At 65.2% G+C, this 21,624-nt stretch carries 24 protein-coding genes; 2 read left to right on the top strand and 22 right to left on the bottom strand.

Translation table 11 applies throughout. From position 1 onward, the window contains the following. Positions 1–6 precede the first annotated feature (6 nt). From ACODT0_RS03925 to ACODT0_RS03970, 10 genes are all read right to left on the bottom strand, one after another. Positions 7–510 carry a hypothetical protein gene (locus ACODT0_RS03925; RefSeq protein WP_057589622.1) on the bottom strand — a complete coding sequence of 168 codons (504 nt, stop codon included), beginning with the start codon at positions 508–510 and terminating at the stop codon, positions 7–9. A 147-nt stretch (positions 511–657) separates the two neighbouring features. After that, on the bottom strand, positions 658–2,073 hold the full coding sequence (gene glnA / locus ACODT0_RS03930; RefSeq protein WP_057589621.1) for a type I glutamate--ammonia ligase: 1,416 nt from the start codon (positions 2,071–2,073) through the stop codon (positions 658–660). Positions 2,074–2,220: 147 nt separating this feature from the next. Continuing rightward, positions 2,221–3,021, bottom strand: a complete 801-nt coding sequence (locus ACODT0_RS03935; protein WP_489040631.1) for a competence/damage-inducible protein A — start codon at positions 3,019–3,021, stop codon at positions 2,221–2,223. After that, positions 3,018–3,899: an EI24 domain-containing protein gene (locus ACODT0_RS03940; protein WP_057589619.1), complete on the bottom strand. Its 882-nt coding sequence runs from the start codon at positions 3,897–3,899 to the stop codon at positions 3,018–3,020. The genes ACODT0_RS03935 and ACODT0_RS03940 overlap by 4 nt, the downstream gene beginning before the upstream one ends. 122 nt (positions 3,900–4,021) lie before the next feature. Beyond that, positions 4,022–4,996: a sterol desaturase family protein gene (locus tag ACODT0_RS03945; RefSeq protein WP_489040632.1), complete on the bottom strand. Its 975-nt coding sequence runs from the start codon at positions 4,994–4,996 to the stop codon at positions 4,022–4,024. Positions 4,997–5,006: 10 nt separating this feature from the next. Further along, positions 5,007–5,828, bottom strand: a complete 822-nt coding sequence (locus ACODT0_RS03950) for a polysaccharide deacetylase family protein (protein WP_057589617.1) — start codon at positions 5,826–5,828, stop codon at positions 5,007–5,009. Further along, positions 5,812–6,831 (bottom strand): YncE family protein, encoded by a 1,020-nt coding sequence (locus ACODT0_RS03955; protein WP_057589616.1) that lies wholly within the window; start codon positions 6,829–6,831, stop codon positions 5,812–5,814. Before ACODT0_RS03955 ends, ACODT0_RS03950 begins: the two co-directional genes overlap by 17 nt. Positions 6,832–6,921: 90 nt before the next feature. After that, positions 6,922–7,653, bottom strand: coding sequence for a pseudouridine synthase (locus tag ACODT0_RS03960; RefSeq protein WP_057589615.1), 732 nt, complete (start codon positions 7,651–7,653; stop codon positions 6,922–6,924). A gap of 90 nt (positions 7,654–7,743) precedes the next feature. After that, positions 7,744–9,477, bottom strand: coding sequence for a gamma-glutamyltransferase (ggt, locus tag ACODT0_RS03965; protein WP_261210230.1), 1,734 nt, complete (start codon positions 9,475–9,477; stop codon positions 7,744–7,746). Between the two features lie 58 nt (positions 9,478–9,535). Continuing rightward, a complete protein-coding gene (locus tag ACODT0_RS03970) occupies positions 9,536–11,131 on the bottom strand; it encodes a class I SAM-dependent methyltransferase (protein WP_489040633.1) in 1,596 nt (531 codons plus the stop codon). A 216-nt stretch (positions 11,132–11,347) separates the two neighbouring features. Between ACODT0_RS03970 and ACODT0_RS03975 the strand changes: the two genes are divergently transcribed. Both ACODT0_RS03975 and ACODT0_RS03980 read left to right on the top strand, forming a co-directional pair. Continuing rightward, positions 11,348–11,506 (top strand): hypothetical protein, encoded by a 159-nt coding sequence (locus ACODT0_RS03975; RefSeq protein WP_172705375.1) that lies wholly within the window; start codon positions 11,348–11,350, stop codon positions 11,504–11,506. 359 nt (positions 11,507–11,865) lie between these two features. Further along, the gene (locus tag ACODT0_RS03980) at positions 11,866–12,213 is read left to right on the top strand and encodes a hypothetical protein (RefSeq protein WP_489040634.1); all 348 of its coding nucleotides are present in this window, start codon (positions 11,866–11,868) and stop codon (positions 12,211–12,213) included. A 264-nt stretch (positions 12,214–12,477) separates the two neighbouring features. On the opposite strand, the gene ACODT0_RS03985 is transcribed toward ACODT0_RS03980, so the two are convergent. From ACODT0_RS03985 to ACODT0_RS04040, 12 genes are all read right to left on the bottom strand, one after another. After that, a complete protein-coding gene (locus ACODT0_RS03985; RefSeq protein WP_489040635.1) occupies positions 12,478–12,936 on the bottom strand; it encodes a hypothetical protein in 459 nt (152 codons plus the stop codon). Beyond that, entirely contained in the window at positions 12,936–13,736 is an 801-nt protein-coding gene (locus ACODT0_RS03990; RefSeq protein ID WP_489040636.1) for a hypothetical protein, read from the bottom strand. The genes ACODT0_RS03985 and ACODT0_RS03990 overlap by 1 nt, the downstream gene beginning before the upstream one ends. A 1-nt stretch (position 13,737) precedes the next feature. Continuing rightward, positions 13,738–14,262, bottom strand: coding sequence for a hypothetical protein (locus tag ACODT0_RS03995; protein WP_489040637.1), 525 nt, complete (start codon positions 14,260–14,262; stop codon positions 13,738–13,740). A gap of 135 nt (positions 14,263–14,397) precedes the next feature. Beyond that, positions 14,398–14,940 (bottom strand): DUF2514 family protein, encoded by a 543-nt coding sequence (locus ACODT0_RS04000; RefSeq protein ID WP_489040638.1) that lies wholly within the window; start codon positions 14,938–14,940, stop codon positions 14,398–14,400. Continuing rightward, entirely contained in the window at positions 14,937–15,512 is a 576-nt protein-coding gene (locus tag ACODT0_RS04005; protein ID WP_489040639.1) for a glycoside hydrolase family 19 protein, read from the bottom strand. The genes ACODT0_RS04000 and ACODT0_RS04005 overlap by 4 nt, the downstream gene beginning before the upstream one ends. Before the next feature lie 2 nt (positions 15,513–15,514). Continuing rightward, positions 15,515–15,814, bottom strand: a complete 300-nt coding sequence (locus tag ACODT0_RS04010) for a hypothetical protein (protein WP_489040640.1) — start codon at positions 15,812–15,814, stop codon at positions 15,515–15,517. A gap of 1 nt (position 15,815) precedes the next feature. After that, a complete protein-coding gene (locus tag ACODT0_RS04015; protein ID WP_489040641.1) occupies positions 15,816–16,127 on the bottom strand; it encodes a hypothetical protein in 312 nt (103 codons plus the stop codon). Between the two features lie 79 nt (positions 16,128–16,206). Then, positions 16,207–16,701, bottom strand: a complete 495-nt coding sequence (locus tag ACODT0_RS04020) for a DUF4376 domain-containing protein (RefSeq protein ID WP_489040642.1) — start codon at positions 16,699–16,701, stop codon at positions 16,207–16,209. A 5-nt stretch (positions 16,702–16,706) separates the two neighbouring features. Next, a complete protein-coding gene (locus ACODT0_RS04025) occupies positions 16,707–17,567 on the bottom strand; it encodes a hypothetical protein (protein ID WP_489040643.1) in 861 nt (286 codons plus the stop codon). 63 nt (positions 17,568–17,630) lie between these two features. After that, positions 17,631–20,687: a phage tail protein gene (locus tag ACODT0_RS04030; protein ID WP_489040644.1), complete on the bottom strand. Its 3,057-nt coding sequence runs from the start codon at positions 20,685–20,687 to the stop codon at positions 17,631–17,633. Beyond that, positions 20,688–21,083: a DUF6950 family protein gene (locus tag ACODT0_RS04035; protein WP_489040779.1), complete on the bottom strand. Its 396-nt coding sequence runs from the start codon at positions 21,081–21,083 to the stop codon at positions 20,688–20,690. It lies immediately after the preceding gene. Further along, on the bottom strand, positions 21,080–21,616 hold the full coding sequence (locus ACODT0_RS04040; protein WP_489040645.1) for a hypothetical protein: 537 nt from the start codon (positions 21,614–21,616) through the stop codon (positions 21,080–21,082). Before ACODT0_RS04040 ends, ACODT0_RS04035 begins: the two co-directional genes overlap by 4 nt. Positions 21,617–21,624: the final 8 nt, after the last annotated feature.

Raw genomic sequence — 21,624 nt, forward strand, 5'->3', positions numbered from 1 at the left:
AACGGGTTAGTTCTTGGGGGCCGGCAGGCGGCTGATCTCGCGGCGGATGCCGGCGATGTCGCTTTCGTTGCGGGCCAGCTCGGCCTTCATCTCGGCCACGCGGTCGAGGTACTTCTGGTAGTTGCGGCCTTCGCTGCCCTGCTTCTCGGGCTCGCCGTTGTTGTATTCCTTCTGCAGCTCGGACTGGCGGGCCTCGGCCTTGCGCAGTTCGGACTCGAGCACCGAGCGCGCTTCGCCGTCGCGCGCGCGCTGGTCGGCGCCCTCGACCCGCGGGCTGCCGGCCGGCGAGCGGGCCGCGGAGGTCGATGCGGCGGCACCGCCGAGCGCGGCGCGCGAGGCGCCCTGCACGACGGTGACGTTGCCGCCCTCCATCACCTTGCAGCCGCGCTGCTGCGCGACGGTGGCGTTGTTGGTGTATTCGTTCCCGCAGCGCCAGACGCGCTCCTGCGCGAGTGCCGGCAGGGCAAGCAGGGAAGCGGCCAGGAGGAGGAGTGGTGCGGCAGTCTTCATGGGATCTTGGGGACCTCGAGGGCCCGGGGAAGCGCGAAAAGGCGCATTTTCATGCAATTCGACGCCCCCGATGACAGGATGTTCCGGCCCCAACGAAAAGGACGGCCGAGGCCGTCCTTTCGTGTTACTCCGAGCGGAAAACCGCGATCAGAGCGAGTAGTACATGTCGAATTCGACCGGGTGCGTGGCCATGCGGAAGCGCGTGACTTCCTGCATCTTCAGGTCGATGTAGGCATCGATGTACGCATCGGTGAACACGCCGCCCTTGGTCAGGAAGGCACGGTCCTTGTCGAGGTACTCGAGGGCCTGGTCGAGGCTGTGGCAGACGGTCGGGATCAGCGCGTCTTCTTCCGGCGGCAGGTGGTAGAGGTCCTTGCTCGCGGCTTCGCCCGGGTGGATCTTGTTTTCCACGCCGTCGAGGCCGGCCATCAGCAGCGCGGCGAAACCGAGGTACGGGTTCATCAGCGGATCGGGGAAGCGCGCTTCGACGCGGCGGCCCTTCGGGTTCGACACGAACGGGATGCGGATCGAGGCCGAGCGGTTCTTGGCCGAGTAGGCCAGCTTCACCGGGGCTTCGAAGCCGGGCACCAGGCGCTTGTAGCTGTTGGTGCCGGGGTTCGTGATGGCGTTCAGGGCACGGGCGTGCTTGATGATGCCGCCGATGTAGTGCAGCGCGAAGTCCGAGAGACCCGCATAGCCGTCGCCGGCGAACAGGTTCTTGCCGTCCTTCCAGACCGACTGGTGCACGTGCATGCCCGAGCCGTTGTCGCCGACGATGGGCTTGGGCATGAAGGTGGCGGTCTTGCCGTAGGCGTGGGCCACGTTGTGGATCACGTACTTCTGCAGCTGGACCCAGTCGGCGCGCTGGATCAGCGTGCTGAACTTGGTGCCGAGTTCCATCTGGCCGGCGTTGGCCACTTCATGGTGATGCACTTCGACCGGGATGCCCAGCGATTCGAGCACCAGGCACATTTCCGAGCGCATGTCCTGGAAGCTGTCGACCGGGGGAACCGGGAAGTAGCCGCCCTTGACCGCGGGACGGTGGCCGGTGTTGCCGTGCTCGTATTCCTTGTCGGTGTTCCACGAAGCTTCTTCGGACTCGATCTTCACGAAGCAGCCCGACATGTCGTTCTTCCAGCGCACGCCGTCGAACACGAAGAATTCGGGTTCCGGACCGAAGTAGGCCGTGTCGCCCAGGCCCGAGGCCTTCATGTAGGCTTCGGCGCGCTTGGCCAGCGAACGGGGATCGCGCTCGTACGGCTTGCCGTCGGTCGGGTCGATCACGTCGCAGGTCAGGATCATCGTGGTCTCTTCGAAGAAGGGATCGATGTTGGCGGTGTTCGGGTCGGGCATGAGCTGCATGTCCGACGCTTCGATCCCCTTCCAGCCGGCGATGGACGAGCCGTCGAACGCGTGGCCCGAGCTGAACTTGTCTTCGTCGAAGTGCGACACGGGCACGGTCACGTGTTGTTCTTTACCGCGGGTGTCGGTGAAACGGAAGTCGACGAACTTGACCTCGTTTTCCTTCACGAGCTTCATGACGTCGGCGACGGTCTTTGCCATCAATTTCTCCTGAGTTGGATGGGTGGTTGGGAATACAGGGATGCGGGATGCAGTTTCTGTGCCATTGTCGCCTGCGTCGAACGCGTGGCGGCGGGCACTTTGGGGGCCTGGAACGCGATCGAATTCACCAAATTGGTGCCATCGAAATCAACGCACCAATTCTGGGCCAAGTTGTGCATTAAAAGTGTGCAGGCCTTCGATGAGCTGGCCGTAGGCCACGTCGAGCAGGTCCGGATCGCCCTTGACGCCGAGCTCGATATGACGGCCGTACTGGGGGTGATCGACGCTCGGCAGGCTGAAAACCTTGATGCGCGCATGGCGCTCCTCGATCGCCTGCATCAGGGGCGTGAGGGTGGCCTCCATGGCACCGAAAACGATCACGGACTTCTCCAGGACCCGGGTCCGGACGAAAAGATCGGCATAACGGGCGTCGAGCACCGACTCGATCATCGGCCAGGCCATGACCGGGAAACCGGGCACGAAATGGACGTCACCCACGCTGAAGCCGGGGATTTTGTTGTAGGGGTTGGCGATGATCCGGGCGCCCTCGGGAAACACGCCCATGTTGAGCCGGTGGATGTTGTCGGGCCGGTCGGGCTCGTAGGCCACGCCCTGCTCGCGCGCCGTGTCCTGCATGCGCTCGCGGATCAGCAGCTCGGCCTCGGGATGCAGCGCCAGCGGCACGCCCAGCGCCTTGGCGGCGCACTGGCGGGTGTGGTCGTCGGGGGTGGCGCCGATGCCGCCGGTCGAAAAGACGATGTCGCCCGAGGCGAAGGCACGCGCCAGCGCGGCGGTGATGCGCTCGGGCACGTCGCCCACGTACTCGGCCCAGCCCAGCTGCAGGCCGCGCGCCGCGAGCAGCTCGATCACCTTGGGCATGTGCTTGTCGAGGCGCTTGCCCGAAAGGATCTCGTCGCCGACGACGATCAGGCCGAATTCACGGGTCATGGGGATTTCCATTGGGAGAGAACGGCCTGGTCGGCCTCGATGGCGGCGGCGTCGCCCGGAATGGCGGCCGCCGCGGCGGCCGCGCGCTGGCCCCGCAGCTGCGCGAGCGCATCGAGGCAGTAGTGGCCGAACCACAGGGCCGAGAAGGCGAAGACCAGGGTGTAGATCCAGATCGCGAGCGGCACCAGCACGAAGAAGGCAGCCGCGAACAGCAGGCCCGAGGCCCAGACGATGCTCGGCGCCGCGCCCAGGTAGCCGCAGAGCACGCCGATGCACAGCAGCGGCAGCCGGTGCGCGCGCAGCAAGGTGGCGCGCTCCTCGGCGCTGGCATGCTCGGCCAGCGCATCGAAGCTCATCACGCGGTAGGTGAGCCAGCCCCAGATCAGCGGCGGCAGGATCAGCACCAGCGGCGGGATCAGCCACAGCGGCATCGAGACCACCAGCGCGAGCAGCGCCAGCACGGTCAGGCCGATGGAACGCGCGACGCTGCCGAAGAAGGAAGCGCCCTTCTTGCGCTCGAGCGAGGGAAAGCGGCGCTCGGCCACCAGCCGCGTGAGCGCGGGCGCCATGAAGCCGGCCACGATGACGAGCGCCAGCACCACGATCAGCGGCGTGGCGGCGAACACCACCACCAGCGGCGCGAGCATCGAGGTGACGTCGCCCGAGAACAGCCGCCCGATCCAGCTCCAGAAGCTGGCCAGCAGCGGCCAGGACTCGAGCGCGCCACGCGTCCAGGCGACCGCGGCATCCCAGTAGAAATAGCCGAAGACGGCGGCCAGCAGCACCATCAGGCCCAGCGGCAGCAACGACAGCACGATCACGCGCGGCAGCATGCAATAGGCCACCGCGCGCCAGAAGGAGTCGAGGAGCAGGCGCATCGGGCCGGAGGATAACCCGGCGCGCCCCGCGAGGCCGTGAAGCCAGAGCCGGCGGCCGGGCGATTCGCCGGTTCGCGCGCGCGCCGCGCGAAGGTGGGGCAGCTGGAGGGAAGCCGCCGCGCTCAACCGCGGCCGACCATGCGCTTGAGCCCCAACCACTGCTGGGCCCAGAAACCCTGGCCGTAGTCGCGCACCTTGCCGGCCGCATCAGGCTCGACCTGGTCGCGCACGCCGGTCGGGTCGTAGCGGTTCTCGAAGTTGGCGGTGCGAAACAGCATGTCCCACCAGGGCAGCAGCACGCCGAAGTTGTGGCCGCCGAGCGTGCTCTTGCCGTTCGACTCGTGGCCCAGCCCGATGCTGTGGTGCAGCCGGTGGAAGCGCGGGCTGATCCACAGCCGTTCGCCGAGGGCGCCGAAGCTCAGGCGCAGGTTGGCGTGCTGCAGGCTCTCGCTGAGCTGGGTGAAGGCGACGAAGGCGATGAACTGGCCGGGCGCCACGCCGATCAGCTGCGCCACGATCACGATCAGCGTGTCGTGCAGGATGTCGTCGAGCAGGTGGTTGCGGTCGTCGCTCCACATGGTCATCTGGCGCTGCGAGTGGTGCAGCGAGTGCAGCCCCCACCACCAGTTGAACTGGTGCTGGCCGCGGTGGATCCAGTAGCCGACGAAATCGAGCACCACCAGGTAGATCGCGAACGCGACCACCGGCACGTCGGTCACGCCGGGCCAGAGTTCGTCGAGATGCAAGGTGCCCCAGCCGGCCGCGCGCAGGCTGCCCATGAGCTCGTCGAACACCGGCTGCAGCGTGAAGAACATCGCGAGCCGGAACAGGCCCAGCCGGTGGATCAGCGTGTAGAGCACGTCGATGCGGATCGCGCGCCGGTCGGTCACCGGTTCCACGGCGCGCCAGCGCTGCAGCGGGCCGATCAGCGCGACCAGCACCACGATCTGGATCAGGCCGACCAGCAGCCAGCCGGTGGCGTCGAAGGCGTCCTCGGTCCAGCCGCCGAGGCCGATCGCATAGACGAAGGGCTGCACGACGGTTTCGAAGAACCAGCCCTGCAGCGAGGAGAAGAGATCCGTCAGCCAGTCGATCACGGAAACCGCCTCAGGGGTGCGATGCGATCCAGGCGCGGTAGTCGGGATGCTGGCGCAGCGTCTGGAAGCAGAAGCCCTTGGCCTTCAGGCCGACGATCAGCGGCTCGAGGTTGGCCGGCGCCCACGGATCCTTGCGCGACCAGATGCCCAGGTGGGCGAGCAGGATGTCGCCGGGGCGGATGGTGTCGAGCGCCTGCGTGAGCAGCTTCTCGTTGCTGAACTTCTCGCTCGGCAGCTCGTCGCCGAGGAAGCCCGCGGGCGCCCAGCCCACGTGCGCATAGCCGCAGTCGCGCGCGGCGGCCAGCAGCTTGGGCGAGGTCTTGCCGCCGGGCGCGCGGTACAGCGGCAGCGGCTTCTTGCCGGTGATCAGCTCGAGCCGCTCGGAGGCCTTGCGGATGTTGGCGCAGTACTCGGCCGCGCTCCAGGTGAATTCGCGCCCGGCCAGCGCGCCCGCCGAGGGCCTGACGCGGAAGCTCGGCGTCACGCCCTTGAGGTCGGCACGCCAGTAGACATGGTCGTAGGTGTGCGAGCCGAACTCGTGGCCCTCGGCCGCCCTCGCCTTCCACCAGGCCGCCCAGTGGTTGTCGAGGCTGTCGCCCTCGGTCTGGGTGCGCTCGGCGGCGGCAAAGAAGGTGACGTGCACCTGCTGGCGCTTGAGCACCTCGGCCACCAGCGGCGCGATGCCCATGTGGCCGGTATCGAAGGTCAGGTAGACGGGTTTCTCGCAACTCGCCGCGGCACCCTGGGCCCCGGCGGGGATCGCCACCGCGGCGGCCAGCAGCGCGGCGAGCGCCGCCACCGCGCGCCGGCGCGGGCTAGATCCGCTTCGCATGGTCGAGCGTCCAGACGCCGTGCGGCGAGCGGCCGACATTGACCTGCCGCACCACCTTGCGGCTGGCGAGGTCGACCACGCTGAGCTTCTTGGCCCAGCGCGAGGTCACGTAGAGGGTCTTGCCGTCGGCCGACACGTCCATGCAGTCGGGGCCGCCGGGCACCGGGTAGGTGTCGCCGACCTTGAGCGTGGCGAGATCGATGCGGCTGATGGAGTTGGCCACCCGGTTGCTCACGAACACGCTCTTGCCGTCGCCGGCCGAGCGGAAGGCATGCGCGCCCTTGCCGGTCGGGATCTTGCCCACCAGCTTCGGCTGCGGCCCCGCCACGTCGAACACCTGCACGCCGTCGCTGCCGGTCAGGCCCACGAGCAGGGTCTTGTCGTTGTGCACGCCGTAGATGTCGGCCGGCATCGGGCCGGTGGCCACGCGCCAGCGGATGGTCTGCGTCGGCAGGTCGACGGCGATCAGCTCGTCGCTGTCCTGCATCGTCACGTAGGCGATGGTGCTGGTGTTGTCGATCCAGATGTGGCTGGGCGTCTTGCCGGTGACGATGCGCTTGGCGAGCTTGAGGTCCTTGCCGTCCCAGCGGTAGACGTCGACGTGGTTAAGCCGGTTGGCCGCGGTCACGAACCACTTCATGTCGCGCGAGAACTGCAGCTGGTAGGGATCGATGATCCCGTAGACCACGCGCTGGACCTCGGCGGTGCGCGGGTTCAGGAAAGTCAGCGAGTCGCCGGCAGAATTCGCCACGATGACCGACTTCTCGTCGGGCGTCATGTAGATGTGGTGCGGCTCCTTGCCGGTCGCGATGCGTTGCTTCTCGGTCCAGTCGACCGGGTTGATCACGCTGACGCTGGCGTCGAGCGAGTTGAGCACGAAGATCGGCGGGGGTTCCGGCGGGGCCGCGGAGGCGGCGGCCGGGGCCAGGAAGGCGATCGCGCCGAGCAGGCAGGCGGACAGCAGGGCCGCGGCGCGACCGGTCGAGCGGGAAGGAAAACGCAAGGGAAGTTCCGGAAAAGGGGCTTCGAATGTTAACGATCCGAACCGACGACTGGCTGACCGCCAGCCACCGAAAAGGTGGATGGTTGACAGTTATTTCGCGGGCGCGCGCAAGGCGGCGACCTCGTCCGCCGCCAGCCAGCGCCATTGGCCGGGCGCGAGGTCCGCGGGCAGCGCCACCGTGCCGATGCGCGAGCGGTGCAGCGCCTCGACGCGGTTGCCCACCGCGGCCAGCATGCGCTTGACCTGGTGGTACTTGCCCTCGGTCAGCGTGAGCCGCAGGTGCAGCGGGCTGTCGGACTCGCAGGCGGCCGCGCGCACCGGCTTCGGATCGTCGTCGAGCACCACGCCGGCCAGCAGGCGGGCGATCTGCTTGTCGTCGATCGGGTGCTTGGCCGTCACTTCGTAGACCTTGGGCACGTGGTGCTTGGGCGAACCCATCTTGTGGATGAACTGGCCGTCGTCGGTCAGAAGCAGCAGTCCGGTCGTGTCCTGGTCGAGCCGGCCGATGGCCTGCACGCCCTGCACCGCGCCCTTGTTGGGCCGCAGCCGCAGCGGAGACGGCAGCAGCGTGTAGATGCTCGGATAGGTCGAGGGCTTCTGCGAGCACTCGGTGCCGGCCGGCTTGTGCAGCATCAGGTAGGCCTTCTCGTGGTAGGCCCAGGCGGTGCCCTGCACGGTGAACTGCAGGCCTTCCGCGTCCAGATCGGTGGCGGGATCGTCGACCACCGCGCCGGCGATGGTCACGAGGCCCTGTTGAACCAGGCCGGCGCACACGCGCCGCGTGCCGAAGCCCTGGGAATAGAGGATGTCTTGCAGTTGCATGGCGAAAAGAAAAGGCGGCCGCGCTTCGCACGCGGCCGCCCTGGAGTGTCTCAGAAGGTGCGGACCGGTCCGGCGCCCTCCTCGCGGCGCTCAATAGCCCGCGGCCAGCCCGGTGTTGCGGCGCGGATCGTTGGCGCCGTAGAAGCGGTTGTTGCCCACCGGCTTGCCGCCCAGGGTGGGCGCGCCCACGATGATCGCGGCCAGGTGGTTGGCCGGCTGCGGCACGCCGAGGTTGTGGCCCATGTCGGTCAGGATCTTGCGGGTGTCGGGGCTCAGCGCGAAGGTCTCGACGTTGGTGACGTCGGGCAGCCATTGCTGGTGGAAGCGCGGCGCATCGACCGCTTCCTGCACGTTCATGCCGTAGTCGACCACGTTGAGGATGGTGTGCAGCACGGCCGTGATGATGCGGCTGCCGCCCGGCGTGCCGACCACGAACACCGGCTTGCCGTCCTTCGAGACGATGGTCGGGCTCATCGAGCTCAGCGGGCGCTTGCCCGGCTCGATCTTGTTGGCCTCGCCCTGCACCAGGCCGTAGAGGTTGGGCACCCCGACCTTCGAGGTGAAGTCGTCCATCTCGTTGTTGAGCAGCACACCGGTCTTGGCGGCCGTGACCTTGGCGCCGAACCAGTCGTTGAGCGTGTAGGTGACCGAGACCGCGTTGCCCCACTGGTCGGTGATCGAGTAGTGGGTGGTGTTGCTGCCCTCGTGCGGCGCGACGCCGGGCTTGATGTCCTTGGAGACGCCGGCCTTCTTCGGGTCGATGGCGGCGCGGATCTTCTCGGCATAGCCCTTGTCGAGCAGGCGCTCGAGCGGGTTCTTCACGAAGTCGGGGTCGCCCAGGTAGCTGTTGCGGTCGACGTAGGCATGGCGCATGGCCTCGATCTGGTAGTGCACCGACTGCGCCGAGCGGAAGCCCAGGTCCTTGAGCGGATAGCCCTCGAGGATGTTGAGCATCTCGCAGATGATCACGCCGCCCGAGCTCGGCGGCGGCGCCGAGATCACGCGGTAGCCGCGGTAGTCGCATTCGACCGGCGGCAGTTCGCGCGTCTTGTACTGGTCGAGGTCGGCCTGCGTGATGATGCCCTTGCCGGCCTGGCTCGAGGCCACGATGGCCTGGCCCACCCAGCCCTTGTAGAAGCCGTCGGGACCGTTCTGGCTGATGGCGCGCAGCGTCTTGCCCAGGTCCTTCTGCACCAGCTTCTGGCCGACCTGGAAGGGCTGGCCCTTGTTCAGGAAGATCGCGCCGGAGACCGGGTCCTTCTGGAAGTCGGCGGTCGAGGTCCAGAGCATGTCGATGTCGCCCTGGTCGAGCGCGAAGCCCTTCTCGGCGAGCTGGATCGAGGGGGCGATCAGGTCGGCGCGCTTCATCGTGCCGTACTTCTCGCGCGCGTATTCCATGCCCGACACCGTGCCCGGCACGCCCACGGCCAGGTGGCCGTTGGTGCTCAGGCCCTTGATGACGTTGCCGTCCTTGTCGAGGTACATGTTGGCCGTGGCGGCCAGCGGCGCCTTCTCGCGGAAGTCGAGGAAGGTCTTGCGGCCGTCGGCCAGCTGCACCGTCATGAAGCCGCCGCCGCCGAGGTTGCCGGCAGCCGGATAGACCACCGCGAGGGCGTAGCCCACGGCCACGGCCGCGTCGACGGCATTGCCGCCGCGCTGGAGCACGTCGACGCCGACCTTGGACGCGAGGTGCTGGGCGCTCACCACCATGCCGTGTTCGGCCGCGACGGGCGCCTGCGAAGCGGCCTGCGACGCGCCGGCGGCCAGCGCGAGCACGGCGGCGATCGCCGCGCGCAGCTTCGGGGTCGAGGGAAGTTGTTGCATCTGGAAGTCTCCTCTTGAGATGTCGTTGGTTGCGGAGGTTGTGTGTGTGGTGCGAGGTTCAGCCGGCGAGCAGCGCCTTGCGCCGCAGGTCGCGCAGCGCCAGCGCCACCTGCTCGCGGGCGAAGGCGCTCAGCGCCTCGGGATCGGTCATCCGTTCGTCATTGCGCACGAAGCGCAGCCGGTCGGCGCGCACTTCGGTCTCGAGGTGTTCGACCAGCGCCTCGTGCGAACGGGTGCCGTCGAGCAGCGGCAGCAACGCGCGCTCGAGCAGCGACAGCGCCACCGTCTCGTGCCAGCCGTTGCAGACCGCGACCGACGGGGCCTGGCCCGGCGCCAGGCCCGGCGCGTTGCGCACCGAGGCCGCGGCCTGCGGCCGTGCGGGCACCTGCGCCACCGAGGGCACCGGCGTGCGACGGATGCGCAGCGCGCCGAGGATCAGCATCTCCTCGAGCATCGCCATCACCGCGGGCTCGACCGCCTCGCGCGGCTGGTTCAGAAGCGGCAACACGCAGGCGACCAGCGCCTCGGCGCTCAGCGCGAGCGGGTAGTGGCTGTCGAGCGCATGCGCGACCGCCTTGTGCACGGGCTGGCGCAGCGTGACCTTCACGTTGCGGATCGCGGTGCAGCTCTGCTCGCGCGTGTCGAGCGTGAGCGGCGCACCGTCGTCGCCATGGAACACGCCCGCGAACAGCAGGCCGCGAATGCGCGTGGCGTCGAGCCGGTAGCGGATGTGGCGCGCCTGGCCCTGCTTCACCAGCAGCGTCTGGCGGAAGGTGCGGTTGACCAGGAAATCGAGGTACTGCTCCATCAGCACCTGGCTGCCGCCGCATTCGCGCAGCAGCGGGTCGCGCACCTGCGTGCCGTAGTTCTGCACGAACATCGTCGATGGCTCGGCCTCGGCCAGGTAGGCCAGGCCGTGGCTCTCGGCGCGCGCGACGAACTCCTTGAAGTAGCACGGCGCATTGCAGGGCTCGAGAAACTCGTGCAGCAGGTACGAGGTGGCGCCGTCGCGCACGATCGGCGCGGTTTCGTCGAGCGTCTTCTTGAGCACGCTGTCGGGACGCGCCGACTGCGCGAGGAACTCGATCATCCCGCGGGCATAGGACAGCTTTTCCTCGGGCGTGTCGCGCGGGCCGCCGCGCAGGATCATCGCGTCGCGCACGATCTCGCGCGCCTTCCAGCCCGGGTACACGTTGTAGCTCACGTAGGCCACGCCGTTCGGCGCGAGGTTCTCTGAGCACACGCGCAGGATCGCGTCCTGCACCGCCCCCGGTACCCAGCTGTAGACGCCGTGGCAGACGATGTAGTCGAACTGGCCGAGCGAGGCATCGACCTCGGAGATGTCGAAGGTCTTCACCTCGACGTTCGACAGGCCCAGCCGCTCGATCGCCTGCACGCCCTGCGCGATCTGCACCGACGACAGGTCGAGGCCGAGCGCGCGCGCGCCGGGGTGGCGCTCGGCGAAGGGGATCAGGTTGTTGCCGGCCGCGCAGCCCAGTTCGAGCACGCGCGCGCGAGCGGGCGCGGGCGTTTCGAGGCCGAAGAGAAATGCCGTGGCTTCCAGGTGCTCCGCCGCCGTCTGCGGGAACGGGTGCGAGTCGTAGGGCACCTCGTCGTAGTAGCTCGTCAGAACCGAAGTCAGGGAGTCGGGCACGGGCAGCCTTTTCAGGAAGATGCGAGGGGAACGCGCGGAATCGTGAAACGCCGGCGCCCGCCGAATATAGCCCTGCGCGATAGCGAAAAGAGCCGGGGGCGGGTTGTCCTGGAGGGGCTCAACTCCGACGGACCGCCGCATGTAAGACAATGCCGCGACCTTCCGGACTCGCGGCGTCAAGTGCGACCTTTGGGTGTACAAATCGGCGTTCTGACCATGCAGTTCTCCGATCCATCCTTCGTTCTGTCGGTCTTCCTGGCCGGTGTCGCCGTCGGGGCGATGCTGGTAGCCGTCATGTCGGCCATCCGCGCCGAACGCGGGCCGAACGGCCCGATGCCCAAGCCGGGCAGCGACGGCGACCGACTGGCGCGATAACGCCCTTGGCCGACGGCCACCTGGGCTCGGCGCCGTCGAGACCAGGCATGCGGCCTTGCCGCTCTCCCCTCGCTCTTTTCACGCACGAACACGCGCTTCAAGCAGATGAAACGCGTGCCTGATCCATGGAGAGGGGGTCTTGGCCGTGCGGCCGACCCGGGAGTGCCTCCCGGGTCGCCAAGCCCGGATAGGTCCGAGCCAGCCTTAGGCAATGTGGTGGAGCTGGGGGGATTTGAACCCCCAGGCAAAAATCCCGAGAGCCTTATTTCATGCGGGTTTCGAGGCATCACGCCAAAAACGTGTGAGAAACGAGTGAATTTGGATTGTGAGGCCGGCATCGCGCACTGTATGCTCGTACAGTGTTTTACGCAGTTGTCACCCCTCTGCTCGCCGAAGACGGCGAGCGCATCCCGGCGAACCAGCGCTTGCAGCCGATGCGCGGCATGGTCGTGTTCGGCGAGATGAATCGCATGCACGAGTCCGAGCCCTACGCCTCGGTGGCTGACCTCTGGGAGGCCTACGGCACCGCCAGGATGCGCAGCATGCTCCACATGTCCGCGCCGACCATCCTCCCGAACGGGAAGGCTCCGGGTATGCTGATCTCGGGCATCCAACGCGAGTGCTGGCACGACGATGGGAAGCTGCGAATCAAGGAACACCGCCAGGTCTGGCAGGTCGTCCCTACCCAGCGCGACAGCGACGAATAGCGCGCAGCGCAACGCGGTATCTATTCATCTATCCATTCAAGCTGGCCATCCACAGAGCGAAGCGAACCCGCCAGTATCTATTCACGGATTGTCCTACTAGTCCCTCAATGCGTCGCTGACCTTTCGCAGGTGGATAGGGCCATCGCGAGAAGCGCTCCATGATTTGCGGGCGAAGGATCCCTCGGCCTGCCTTCCAAGGTCGCCGTCAATCGAAGTATTGATTCGCGTCGCCGCGAAGGCCCTTCGCCCGATTGACGTAGTCGGCTACCCCTGCCCCTGAAGGACTACCAACTTTGGGGGTCCAGCCGCGTCAATGATTGCTTTCGACATCCCTCGAGTTAGCTTTTTTTTCGAACCCAACTCGTCGAAGCCACTGACAAGGGCGTGAGCAGGATTATCTGATGCGCCGGTAGCATCATTGTGAATAGGATCTGGAACGATTTTCACCAGCGTCGGGAAGTCAGGGTTGCTCACACAAGCAGTTCTAACCTGCCCGGCTAAAATCGAAAGAGTCGCTTCGAGCGGCGCATGTGGGGGCCTGTGCAAGTCCTTGACAAATATATTCTCAATATCCTTGTAAGGAAGCACTTCGGTTCGGCTAACCGAAACTTCGAAATCCACAAATGCGGAAGCGCTCACTCTTTGATGTACAGGATCCCAACGCGGCGGAGTCAAAGCCCTGATTAACTCCTCGCGATCATCCAACTCCGATTGCGATTCCATTAACCGTTTGATGCCTGCCTGATCAAAAACTTTCGAAACTCACCAAGTCTGTGCTGGGGAACAGCAAACTCATCACCCGAAGCCTCGTTGAAGTAATGCACTTCATTCTCATGAAATTCCAACTCAACTGCATTATCGCCTTCAAGCAACCAATTCGCGATCAAGTACCCATCGGTCGACATAAAGACGCTTACGTCTCGAGGGCGAAAAGTATCTAGCGCGAAAAACCGGTCAAAGGCTCTAAGCGATGCAGACTTCAGCGGCTCGCCCGCACCCGAATCCCAGCCATTTGGCAGCTCTGCAAACCCTTGGATGCGATCAAATCCATGAGCCTTCACCAAGCTGCGACTCTGTTCGCTCAGCAAGTCGCGCGCCCGAACCGCAGAAATTGAAGCATCTTCATCAGGCTTTGCAACCGCGACATCGGCGGCAGAGAACTGCTCTCCTAAGTCTGCAATCTGCGACGATTGCAAAACATTCGATGCTTTTAGGTCAATATGGATCGCAGAGTTAGCCGCCACCGTTCCTGCATTTACGCCAACCCGCGACGCACTGCTCATTTGATATGAGATGGAAGGCGAATTCGTTTGGATGGGCTGTTGCGCGCCAGCTATTGCACCTGTAGTTATGGTGATGGCGATGCCAGCCACTGCAAAATAGCGCGCTATGAGCATCTTGATATTCACTCCAGGACGCGGGGCAGTCCTTTTCTTGCGGCGCTCACGATGCTTCAACCAATCAGAATTATCCCAAGCGAATGGCTTTAAATCTTCGAAAGCATCTACGAAAATCGATTCCATGTTATTCCTCGACCGCAGGCATGAAATGTTGCGCTAACGCAGCAAAGACTAAACGCACCGTGTTTATCCGAACCACTGGAACGAGATGCAACGCGCCAGTATTCCCCGCAGCCTCCATCGAAAATGGGGATGCGGAATAGAAATCCAGCACCGAATTCATTTCATTGGATGAAATTCTCACAAATGTGGCTGCGAGCGCCAATGCATTGGCAGGCTCTTCCTCCAACTCGCTCATTTTGCCGGGGGCATCCCCGACCCTGCCGCGCAGAGCGTTAAGTGTTCCGCGGAATGAGTCGATGGCAGCACCCTCCATCACAATCTCGACCATTGCCCGCGCACCCTGACCTGAGATTTTTGACATCCAAAAAATTAGCCGGAAGACGCCATCTTCCTCCCGGACCATCACCCGGTCAGCTGTGAAGGTGCGCTCAGGTGCGCCAAGTTCAGTGAGCGCAAGCTGAAAAGTTAGTCGCCCATCCTCGTGCTGCTGGAGTGCTACAGGCAACGCTTCGCCTTCGTTTCGCAACGAAACGGCTCTGGGCTTAGCAGGTTTTTTTTGGGGCGGTGGCACGTAACAATATGCGTAGTGGAAGCACGGGCGGTGGATGTTACCCGCTCCCGCCTATTTTTCGATGGATGCCTTGCAGCCGAGGCACAACAATCAGTCTTCTGCAGGCGTTCGCGCCGTCAGCGCGTCCGCGGCGCGCTCGCAGGTGGTGCCGGCTGCGCCCCTTTCGTCAGCGATGCGCGCCAGTTCTCCCGCTCGCGCGTCAGCCCGTCCGAACAAGTCGGCAAGCAGATCGAGGAGGTCGGCGGCTGCCGGGCTTCCTTCGGCAGCGGTGGGCGCCTGGCCGGCTCGGATGGCAGCAAGGTAGGCGGCGACTTCGTCGCGCAGCCGGCGCTCAGCAGCGCCAGCACGACCAGCGGCATCACGCGCCGCAGCAACTTGGGCTTGTCCATCTTGGGTCACTCCATCGACGCGATCGCGCCAGGTCTTTTCTTGGGTTCGGGCCGCACGCTCGGCCAGCCGGCCGGCTTCGGCCACGGTAGCGCGGTAGTCGGCCAGGTCGCGCTGCGCCGCCGAGGCGTCGACTCGGGCGCCGGCCGCGCGCGTGCGCTCGATGCCGGCCACACCCAGGGCCGCCACGAGCCCCAGGCCCAGCAGCCACAGCAGCGGCGTCTTCAGATCAGGCAGTCCGATCACGCGAGCCCCAGTGCCTTGCGGCCCGCGTTGTAGAGCGCGAGGCGCTCCGACCATCCGTTCGAATCGCCCACGGCCGGCGTGACCCGCCCACGGTTGATCAGGTCGCAGACGTGATCAAAGTTACCGGAGGCGGCCACCGCGTTGAGGCCTCGCATGTCCCAGTAGTCGCAGGCCGAAAGCGCGGCCCACTGCGGTTCGCCCAGCATCTGCGGCGCGGCCTCGAAGTCGGGGACGGCTTCGAATCGTCCTCGCAGCCGCTCGCGCGCGGCCACGTAGTTCGCCCGCCCGGTGGTCTGGATCAGCCCGCGCCCGCGAAAGCGGGGGCCGTCGCCGGCCAGTGTGTTGCCCAGGTCAATGCGGCCCTCGTAGCGCTGCTGGGCCGGCGTCGGACCCCAGATTTCGACCGTGAACTGCAGGCGGCCAGACTCGTGACCGACGTTCGCGAGGAATGCCGCCTGCCGCAGAGGCGTGTCGATCGAATAGAAGGCCATGCCGGCCGACAGCAAGTCGGCGAACAGCTGAGCCCGCTCGAGCTTCGCGCCAGTGCAAATCGCCAGGGTCAATGCGTCCATGGTCACCCTCTCCTCTTGTCCGAGTTCGATCCCGGAATGCGGTGCCAGTGCTTCCAGAACACCGCGCAGACGTAGAACGCCAGTGCCGCCGACACCAGCAGGCCACCATCAGAGATCCACCCCTGCTTGATGATCCTGCAGGCCGTTCCCACGGCGCCGATCGCGATGGCCGCAAGGCCGATGCGCTCGGTGACCGTGTCTTCGATCCGGCGCGAGAAGACCGCGACCGTTGCGCCCGCAGCGGTGATGAACCAGCAGACCACCGAAGCGGCGGCGTGCATCGTGATGAAGATGCCTTCCATTTCAGACCCCCATGAGCTTTTTGAACTTCGTCAGAACGATGTCCCACAGCGCCGCGACCGGCGTGGATTGAATCCACTCCCACATGCGCGATGCGATCGCCATGCCGAAGAGGCCGATAAGGAAGCCGCAGAAGCCCTCGGGAATGCCGATGCGCAGTGACACGTAGGGAGCGACGTAGTAGCTGAGGAGCGCTCCGCAAAATGCGGTGCTGAGCCGCTGCGGCCAGGTGCCCTGTAGGAAGCGCATCGAAACGAGTGCGCCCGCCACGCCGGCAGCCTTCGCAATCAGCACGTCCGGATCAAGGTTGGTCATGAGGTCCTTTCGGCCAAGAAAAAGCCCGCGCAAGGCGGGCAGGAACAACAAGGAGAGCTGCGCTCGATAGAACCAGGCACTACGCCGGCCACGCAGTCGACACGTCGTAGTCGTCGAGGTCCTCCGCGTCGAGCGCATCGATGGCCGCGTGGTGGGCACGCTCGGCGGAGAAGCAGGCTTGCACATGCAGACCCACTGCCGCGGCGATCTGCTGCACATCGGAGATCGGCAGCGTGAGCCAACCATCCTCGCCCTTGAAATCCACCTCCGTGACTCCTGCGAGTTGGGCCGTCGCAATGACTGAGGCAATCCGGTTCTGATCCTCGATCGCAGTTCGCACCCGCGCCCCCGACGGCAGCGTGAGCCCCCCGGTTTCGCAAGCCCAGCGCTTGGCGGTGGCCGCCGCCTTCAGGGCCTCGCGCCTCTCCTGCTCCGTTGGCTGCGCCGGCCCTTGCGGCGTGTTCCCCGCCTCGACCCATGCGAGGTATTCGAGGTAGTCGCTGTTCTCCGCGTCGAGCGGGATGCGCGCCGAGTCAGCGACACGAGCGATGTAGGTGTCGTAGGTGATGTACATGGGGTTCACAGCTCCGCGTTCGCAGTCCACTTGCCGGACCAGATGAAAGTTCCCACGGCGGTGGCCTCGCAGTGCCACTGCGCGCCCTGAACGTCCGCATTTCGCACGTCGAACGCGGTTACGTTGCTGTTGGCCGACACCGTGTAGCCGAGCGTTGGCGTTGCGCGCTTCGTCACCTTGAAGATCACAGGCGTCTGATAAGGCACACCTGCCCCTGCGACCCCGGCATAGCCTGCGTTCAGGCCCGAGCCGACTTCGTAGTAGCGCTGGCACGCGGACACTTCTGCGTCCAACGGCCGCCGCTCGTAGGGGGTAGCAATCAGGCCCGGCTCGAGCTGCGGCATGCGCACGGTGCCGGTTCGGAATTCGACGGCCAGGTTCGCCCCGGCAGTCACGGTCGATGCGGTGAGCCCCGTTGCACCGAACGCACCGGCGCCGATCTTGCCCTGGGCCGTTCCCTGCCACGAGAGCGTGTAGTCGCCGCCCTCCACGTTCACGCCTTCGACCACCTGCACGAGGCTACCGGCCGTGATGTTGATCTGCAGGTCGGGGCCAACGACAGTTGTCGAATAGGTGCAGCCACTCGCACCAGCCTTCCATCGGTCGTGCCCATAGGCGCCGGCCGCAAGGGTGACCGTAGTAGAAGCGTTGCGCTGGTTCACCACGAACGTGCTGTTGATCAGCCGCTGTCTTCGGCTGATGGTGGGGCCGAACCCAAGGGCGACGCGCGCCTCTGGAGCGTTGCCAGTAGAGCCGAGTAGACCGGTGACATAGTCCCACAGCTTGCCGAAACCCGTTCGCGCAGTCGCGTTTGAAGGATTCGGATACGGCGCGGAGATCTCCGCTTTGGCGGGTGGTGCTGGCATGTTGACCTCGTAGAAATGAAAAGGCCTGCACGCGGCAGGCCTGGGGTTGGAGTGGTGGGCGGCTCAGTAGCCGCGGATAGTGATGTCAGCAGTTGCGCCAGAAACCGCTGCTCCCGAGGAGTCCAGCGCGCGGATCACCGGGGAGAGCGGGTTGGCTTTGCTGATCTCGACCGTCCTCGCGCCGCCGCCATTGACCTGCAGCGTTGCCTGCACGGTCCTGATCGCCGCGAACGGCTTGGTGTAGGGGATTACCGTACCCGCAGCCGATATCGCCACGTCCGCAAGCACCTCCTCTAGATCCGGCGCATCGATGGTCAGGACGAGCCCTTGGAGAATCCCCTGCTCCGGCCCGGCTCCGATGGTCACGCGGAATTGATAGGCGTCTTGCTTCGCCACCACCTGGCCGGGCCACGGCAGCCAATCGCCCGGCGGGCCGTATCGCGGATCCGCGTCAGGTCCGTAGAACGATGCGGCATCGGGCCCGTAGAAGGAGCCCGGGCCCGCGAGCCGATACTCGATCCGCAAGTCGATCCCGTCAGCTTGCGCCGTCAGCGTCATGATCGAGCCGGCCAGCGCTGCCACCACGGTGATCGACTCGGTCACGTAGACCATCTGGGAATACACCCCTGGCTCGTAGAACGGATCGGTGTCGGCCGTATAGAAAGATTGGTCGTCGGTCCCGTAGAAAGAATCGAGGGCCGTTGCTGTAGGCTTGCCCGCCACCAGCGACCAACCCGATTGCTCGCCCGCGGCCGCCGGCCAGCCCTGTGCGTTGAAATCCCACTGCTCGAGCACGTTGGCGATCGAAGGATCACCGAGGTTCATCACGATGTTCGCCGTCGCCAGCGACTGGTTACCCGTCGTGTCTACGGCCTTCCCCATGATCGTGACAACGCCGCCGGGACGGGTCACCATCGAATAGGGGCTGTCCGTAATCAGGCCCGTGTGCAACGGCGTCGCGCTGTTCCAATCGAGGTTGTTCCCGTAGTGGAAGCGGAACACGAAGCCCGCCAGGTCTGGCACTCGCCGCGGCAGGCTCCACGACAACACTGCCCCCGAGATCGAAAGCCTCTCGATGTCCGGCGGCGGCTCGGTTTTCCCGATGACGACGTGGCGCTGTTCAACGCTCCAATCCGAGACAGCTAGGCTGTTCCGGCTTCGGGTTTTGATCAGCACCACGGCGCGATCGTCAAGGCCGGGAATTCGCGCCTCGGTAGCGTTGCCCGGCACGTAAACGCTCGCCCAGTCGCCATTAGGCACCACCCGGTATTGAACCTCGATGGTGCCGTTTGTGGTCACCGCCGGCTGCTGCAAGCGATCCCAGACGACCCTAACGGAGTTCATGATCGTGCCGTCGGGCTGAACAATCAGCTCGTTCTCGCCGCTGTAGATGGCGGTGACCTGCGGCGCCCGGATGTCCCAGGGATTCGGAAGCCCTGTGTTGTCGGCATACCCGCCCGGCACGAAACCAGCGCCGTAGGCAAAGATCTGCGCCGTCGTCTCCTTCAACGTCAGCACCACGAAGCCCTCGGGATAGAAGGTGCGGGACAGCACCCGGAACTCCTTGTTGGTCCATCCGTAGCGCGCAATGGTCAGCCGCACGCCATCGAACATCTCCAGCGGGTAAGCCTTGAGCTTGAACGGCAGCGTGACGGTGAGCGGGTCGCGCGCATCGCGCAGCATGATGCCGGCGACGTGGTAGGCCTGCGGCGCATAGAACACGGCCGCCATGGTCACCTCGCGCGAGAGCTCCACGCCACCGTCGTCAGCGATCAGCGCTTCAGCGCGGAATGGCGTGATGGGCGTCATCACATAGTTGGCGGCCTGATCCCAGATCCGAACCGCCACGGTGTTGACCTTGTCGTTTCGCGGCCGGTGAGGGCTGACTGTGATGGCATTCTGCGTCGCACCGCCGTCCATGCTGCGCTGGACCACAGCGACATCATCATCCGTCAGCGTCATCACTGGAGCCTGATAAACACCGGCCCGAACAAAAAATTCATCGCCTGCGGAATAGGCCCACTCACCACCCATCGCCTGCGCGAGGTCATCCAGCACATCTCGTGCAGCGGTGCCGAAGGGCACCACTGTGGCGGCACGATAGAACTGCACGTTGCCGGCGCCGTCGTAGTTGAAGGCCACGTCGCAGGCGTTCGCGGCGGCGCCGATGCGCGCATCTTCCGCGGCCGAGATCGTGCCGCGTTTGCCAAAGCGAGGATGCGTCAGAACATGGCGCATCATGATCGCCGGGTTCTCGGTGAACCGCGTCTGTCCGTCACGCGGGTCAAAAGCTTTTGCACCACGCACCAGGGCCGTGACACTCGGCAATCCGCTGGGGAAGGCACTCTCTTCGTAGACGAACTCGCACTCAAGATAGGCGACGCCAGCGGCGCGGTGTGCCGGCGTCCACGTTCCCGGGAAGAGCGACATCATCCGTGTGTTCGCAGGCTGGTCTGGCGTGCCCCGATAGACATAGACCCGGGCAAAACTGAGGAAGTTGGTCCACTGGTAGGTCACCTCATAGTTCGACGACGGGTCGAACGATTGGATGGTGACGGTTTGCCCGCTCAAGGTGTACTGCAACACCTCTCGCTCGGCCGAGTCCTGATAGATGTTCTTCGAGCGAACAACAGTGACTGATCCGGCGATCGGAGGATGCGAGAGGGTCACCGACGTGCCCGTCATGGACGCACGATCGGACTCCGAGAAGTAGCGCCCCCACGGCGCGGTGGTCACGTTTCCGTCGCCGTCCAGATCGATAGGCTGGTCGTTGAAGTAGACGCGCTCGACGCCGTCGATCTCATGCGCGGCCAGTGCAATGCAGCATACGAACACCGAGTTGTACGGCGCTGCGCTCGCGCGGAAGTAGACGCCACCGCCTTTCCGCACTCGCCCGAGCACCAGCTCGCGCTGCATGACCGTGGTCTGCACGTTGACCATGCGGTCGACCTGCGCAGCATCCCATTGCGAGCGCTGCGCCCGCTCGGCTTTTCGCTTCTGGTATGAGCTCAGCGCAATGGTGCCGATCAGTGTGATGGCATACGAAGCGACGGTGATTGCCGTGGTTATGACACCGCTCGTGAACACCGCCGCAAGTCCGTACGCGATTGCTTGTGGCATTCAAACCTTCCATGCCGCGCAGGCGGCTTCCATGCTGAGAACCACCGTTCGATCCGCGCCGGGCGCAAATGCGCTCGTACCGTTGCAGATCCCGAGTAGCTCTCGCCCTTTGTTCAACATCAACACGACATCGCCCACAGTCGCCATATTTGGGGACATCGATGGCCCTAGAGCGGATGAAACCAGCACGCGAAGACCGCCTGCTGCCCGAAGCAGCGCCCCGGCAGAGCGGGCCCCCTCGTAGCGGCGAAACGCACTTGCGTGATCGACGCCTGAAATTGCCTCGACTGCCCCGGCTGCGAACGTGCAGCAGTCGTTCGATCCCCAAGCGAACGGCATCATCTCTCGCGCTGCCAAGTAGTCCGAGAGGCGCTGTTGCCAGTCCGGCCGCCTCATCGCGGCCCGATGGCTTTCAGCCACTCTTTCGCCGGCCACACAACAGGAACGCTTGCCTGAGAGGCGACGTATTCGAAAGCCCGATCGCCAGGTGAGAGCATTTGCTGGTCGGCATTGCTGTAGGTGAGCGAGTTCCCGCGAAGCAGATCCACTTGCGTGCTTTCGGCCGTCACTGCGACCGAACAGGTTTCCCCGTCTTCCTCGATCGTCATGGTGTCAAGCCGACCCGACCACTCCACCGGCGCGTCGACTACCTGAAGGTTGTCGTCAAGGATCGCGGTTCGAATCGCGACTGGCGTCCCCTGCACGACGGCACTATCGTCCATCGCAAGTGCGACCGCCTCACTGCTTACGCCGGACATTTCGAAGGCAAGACCCTTCACTTCGCCAGTGCTGCTTTCGATGGCACTCAGCGAGCCCAGTCCCGCGGCACCTCGATATGTCACCCCAGCATGGACGAGGTCGAAATTGCTAGTGTTCAGCGCGATCGCTGAGCCAGGGAAGCTCATCAGCACAAGCTGCACGATTCGCACGACCGGAC

This window comes from Variovorax sp. FG153 (assembly GCF_057809595.1).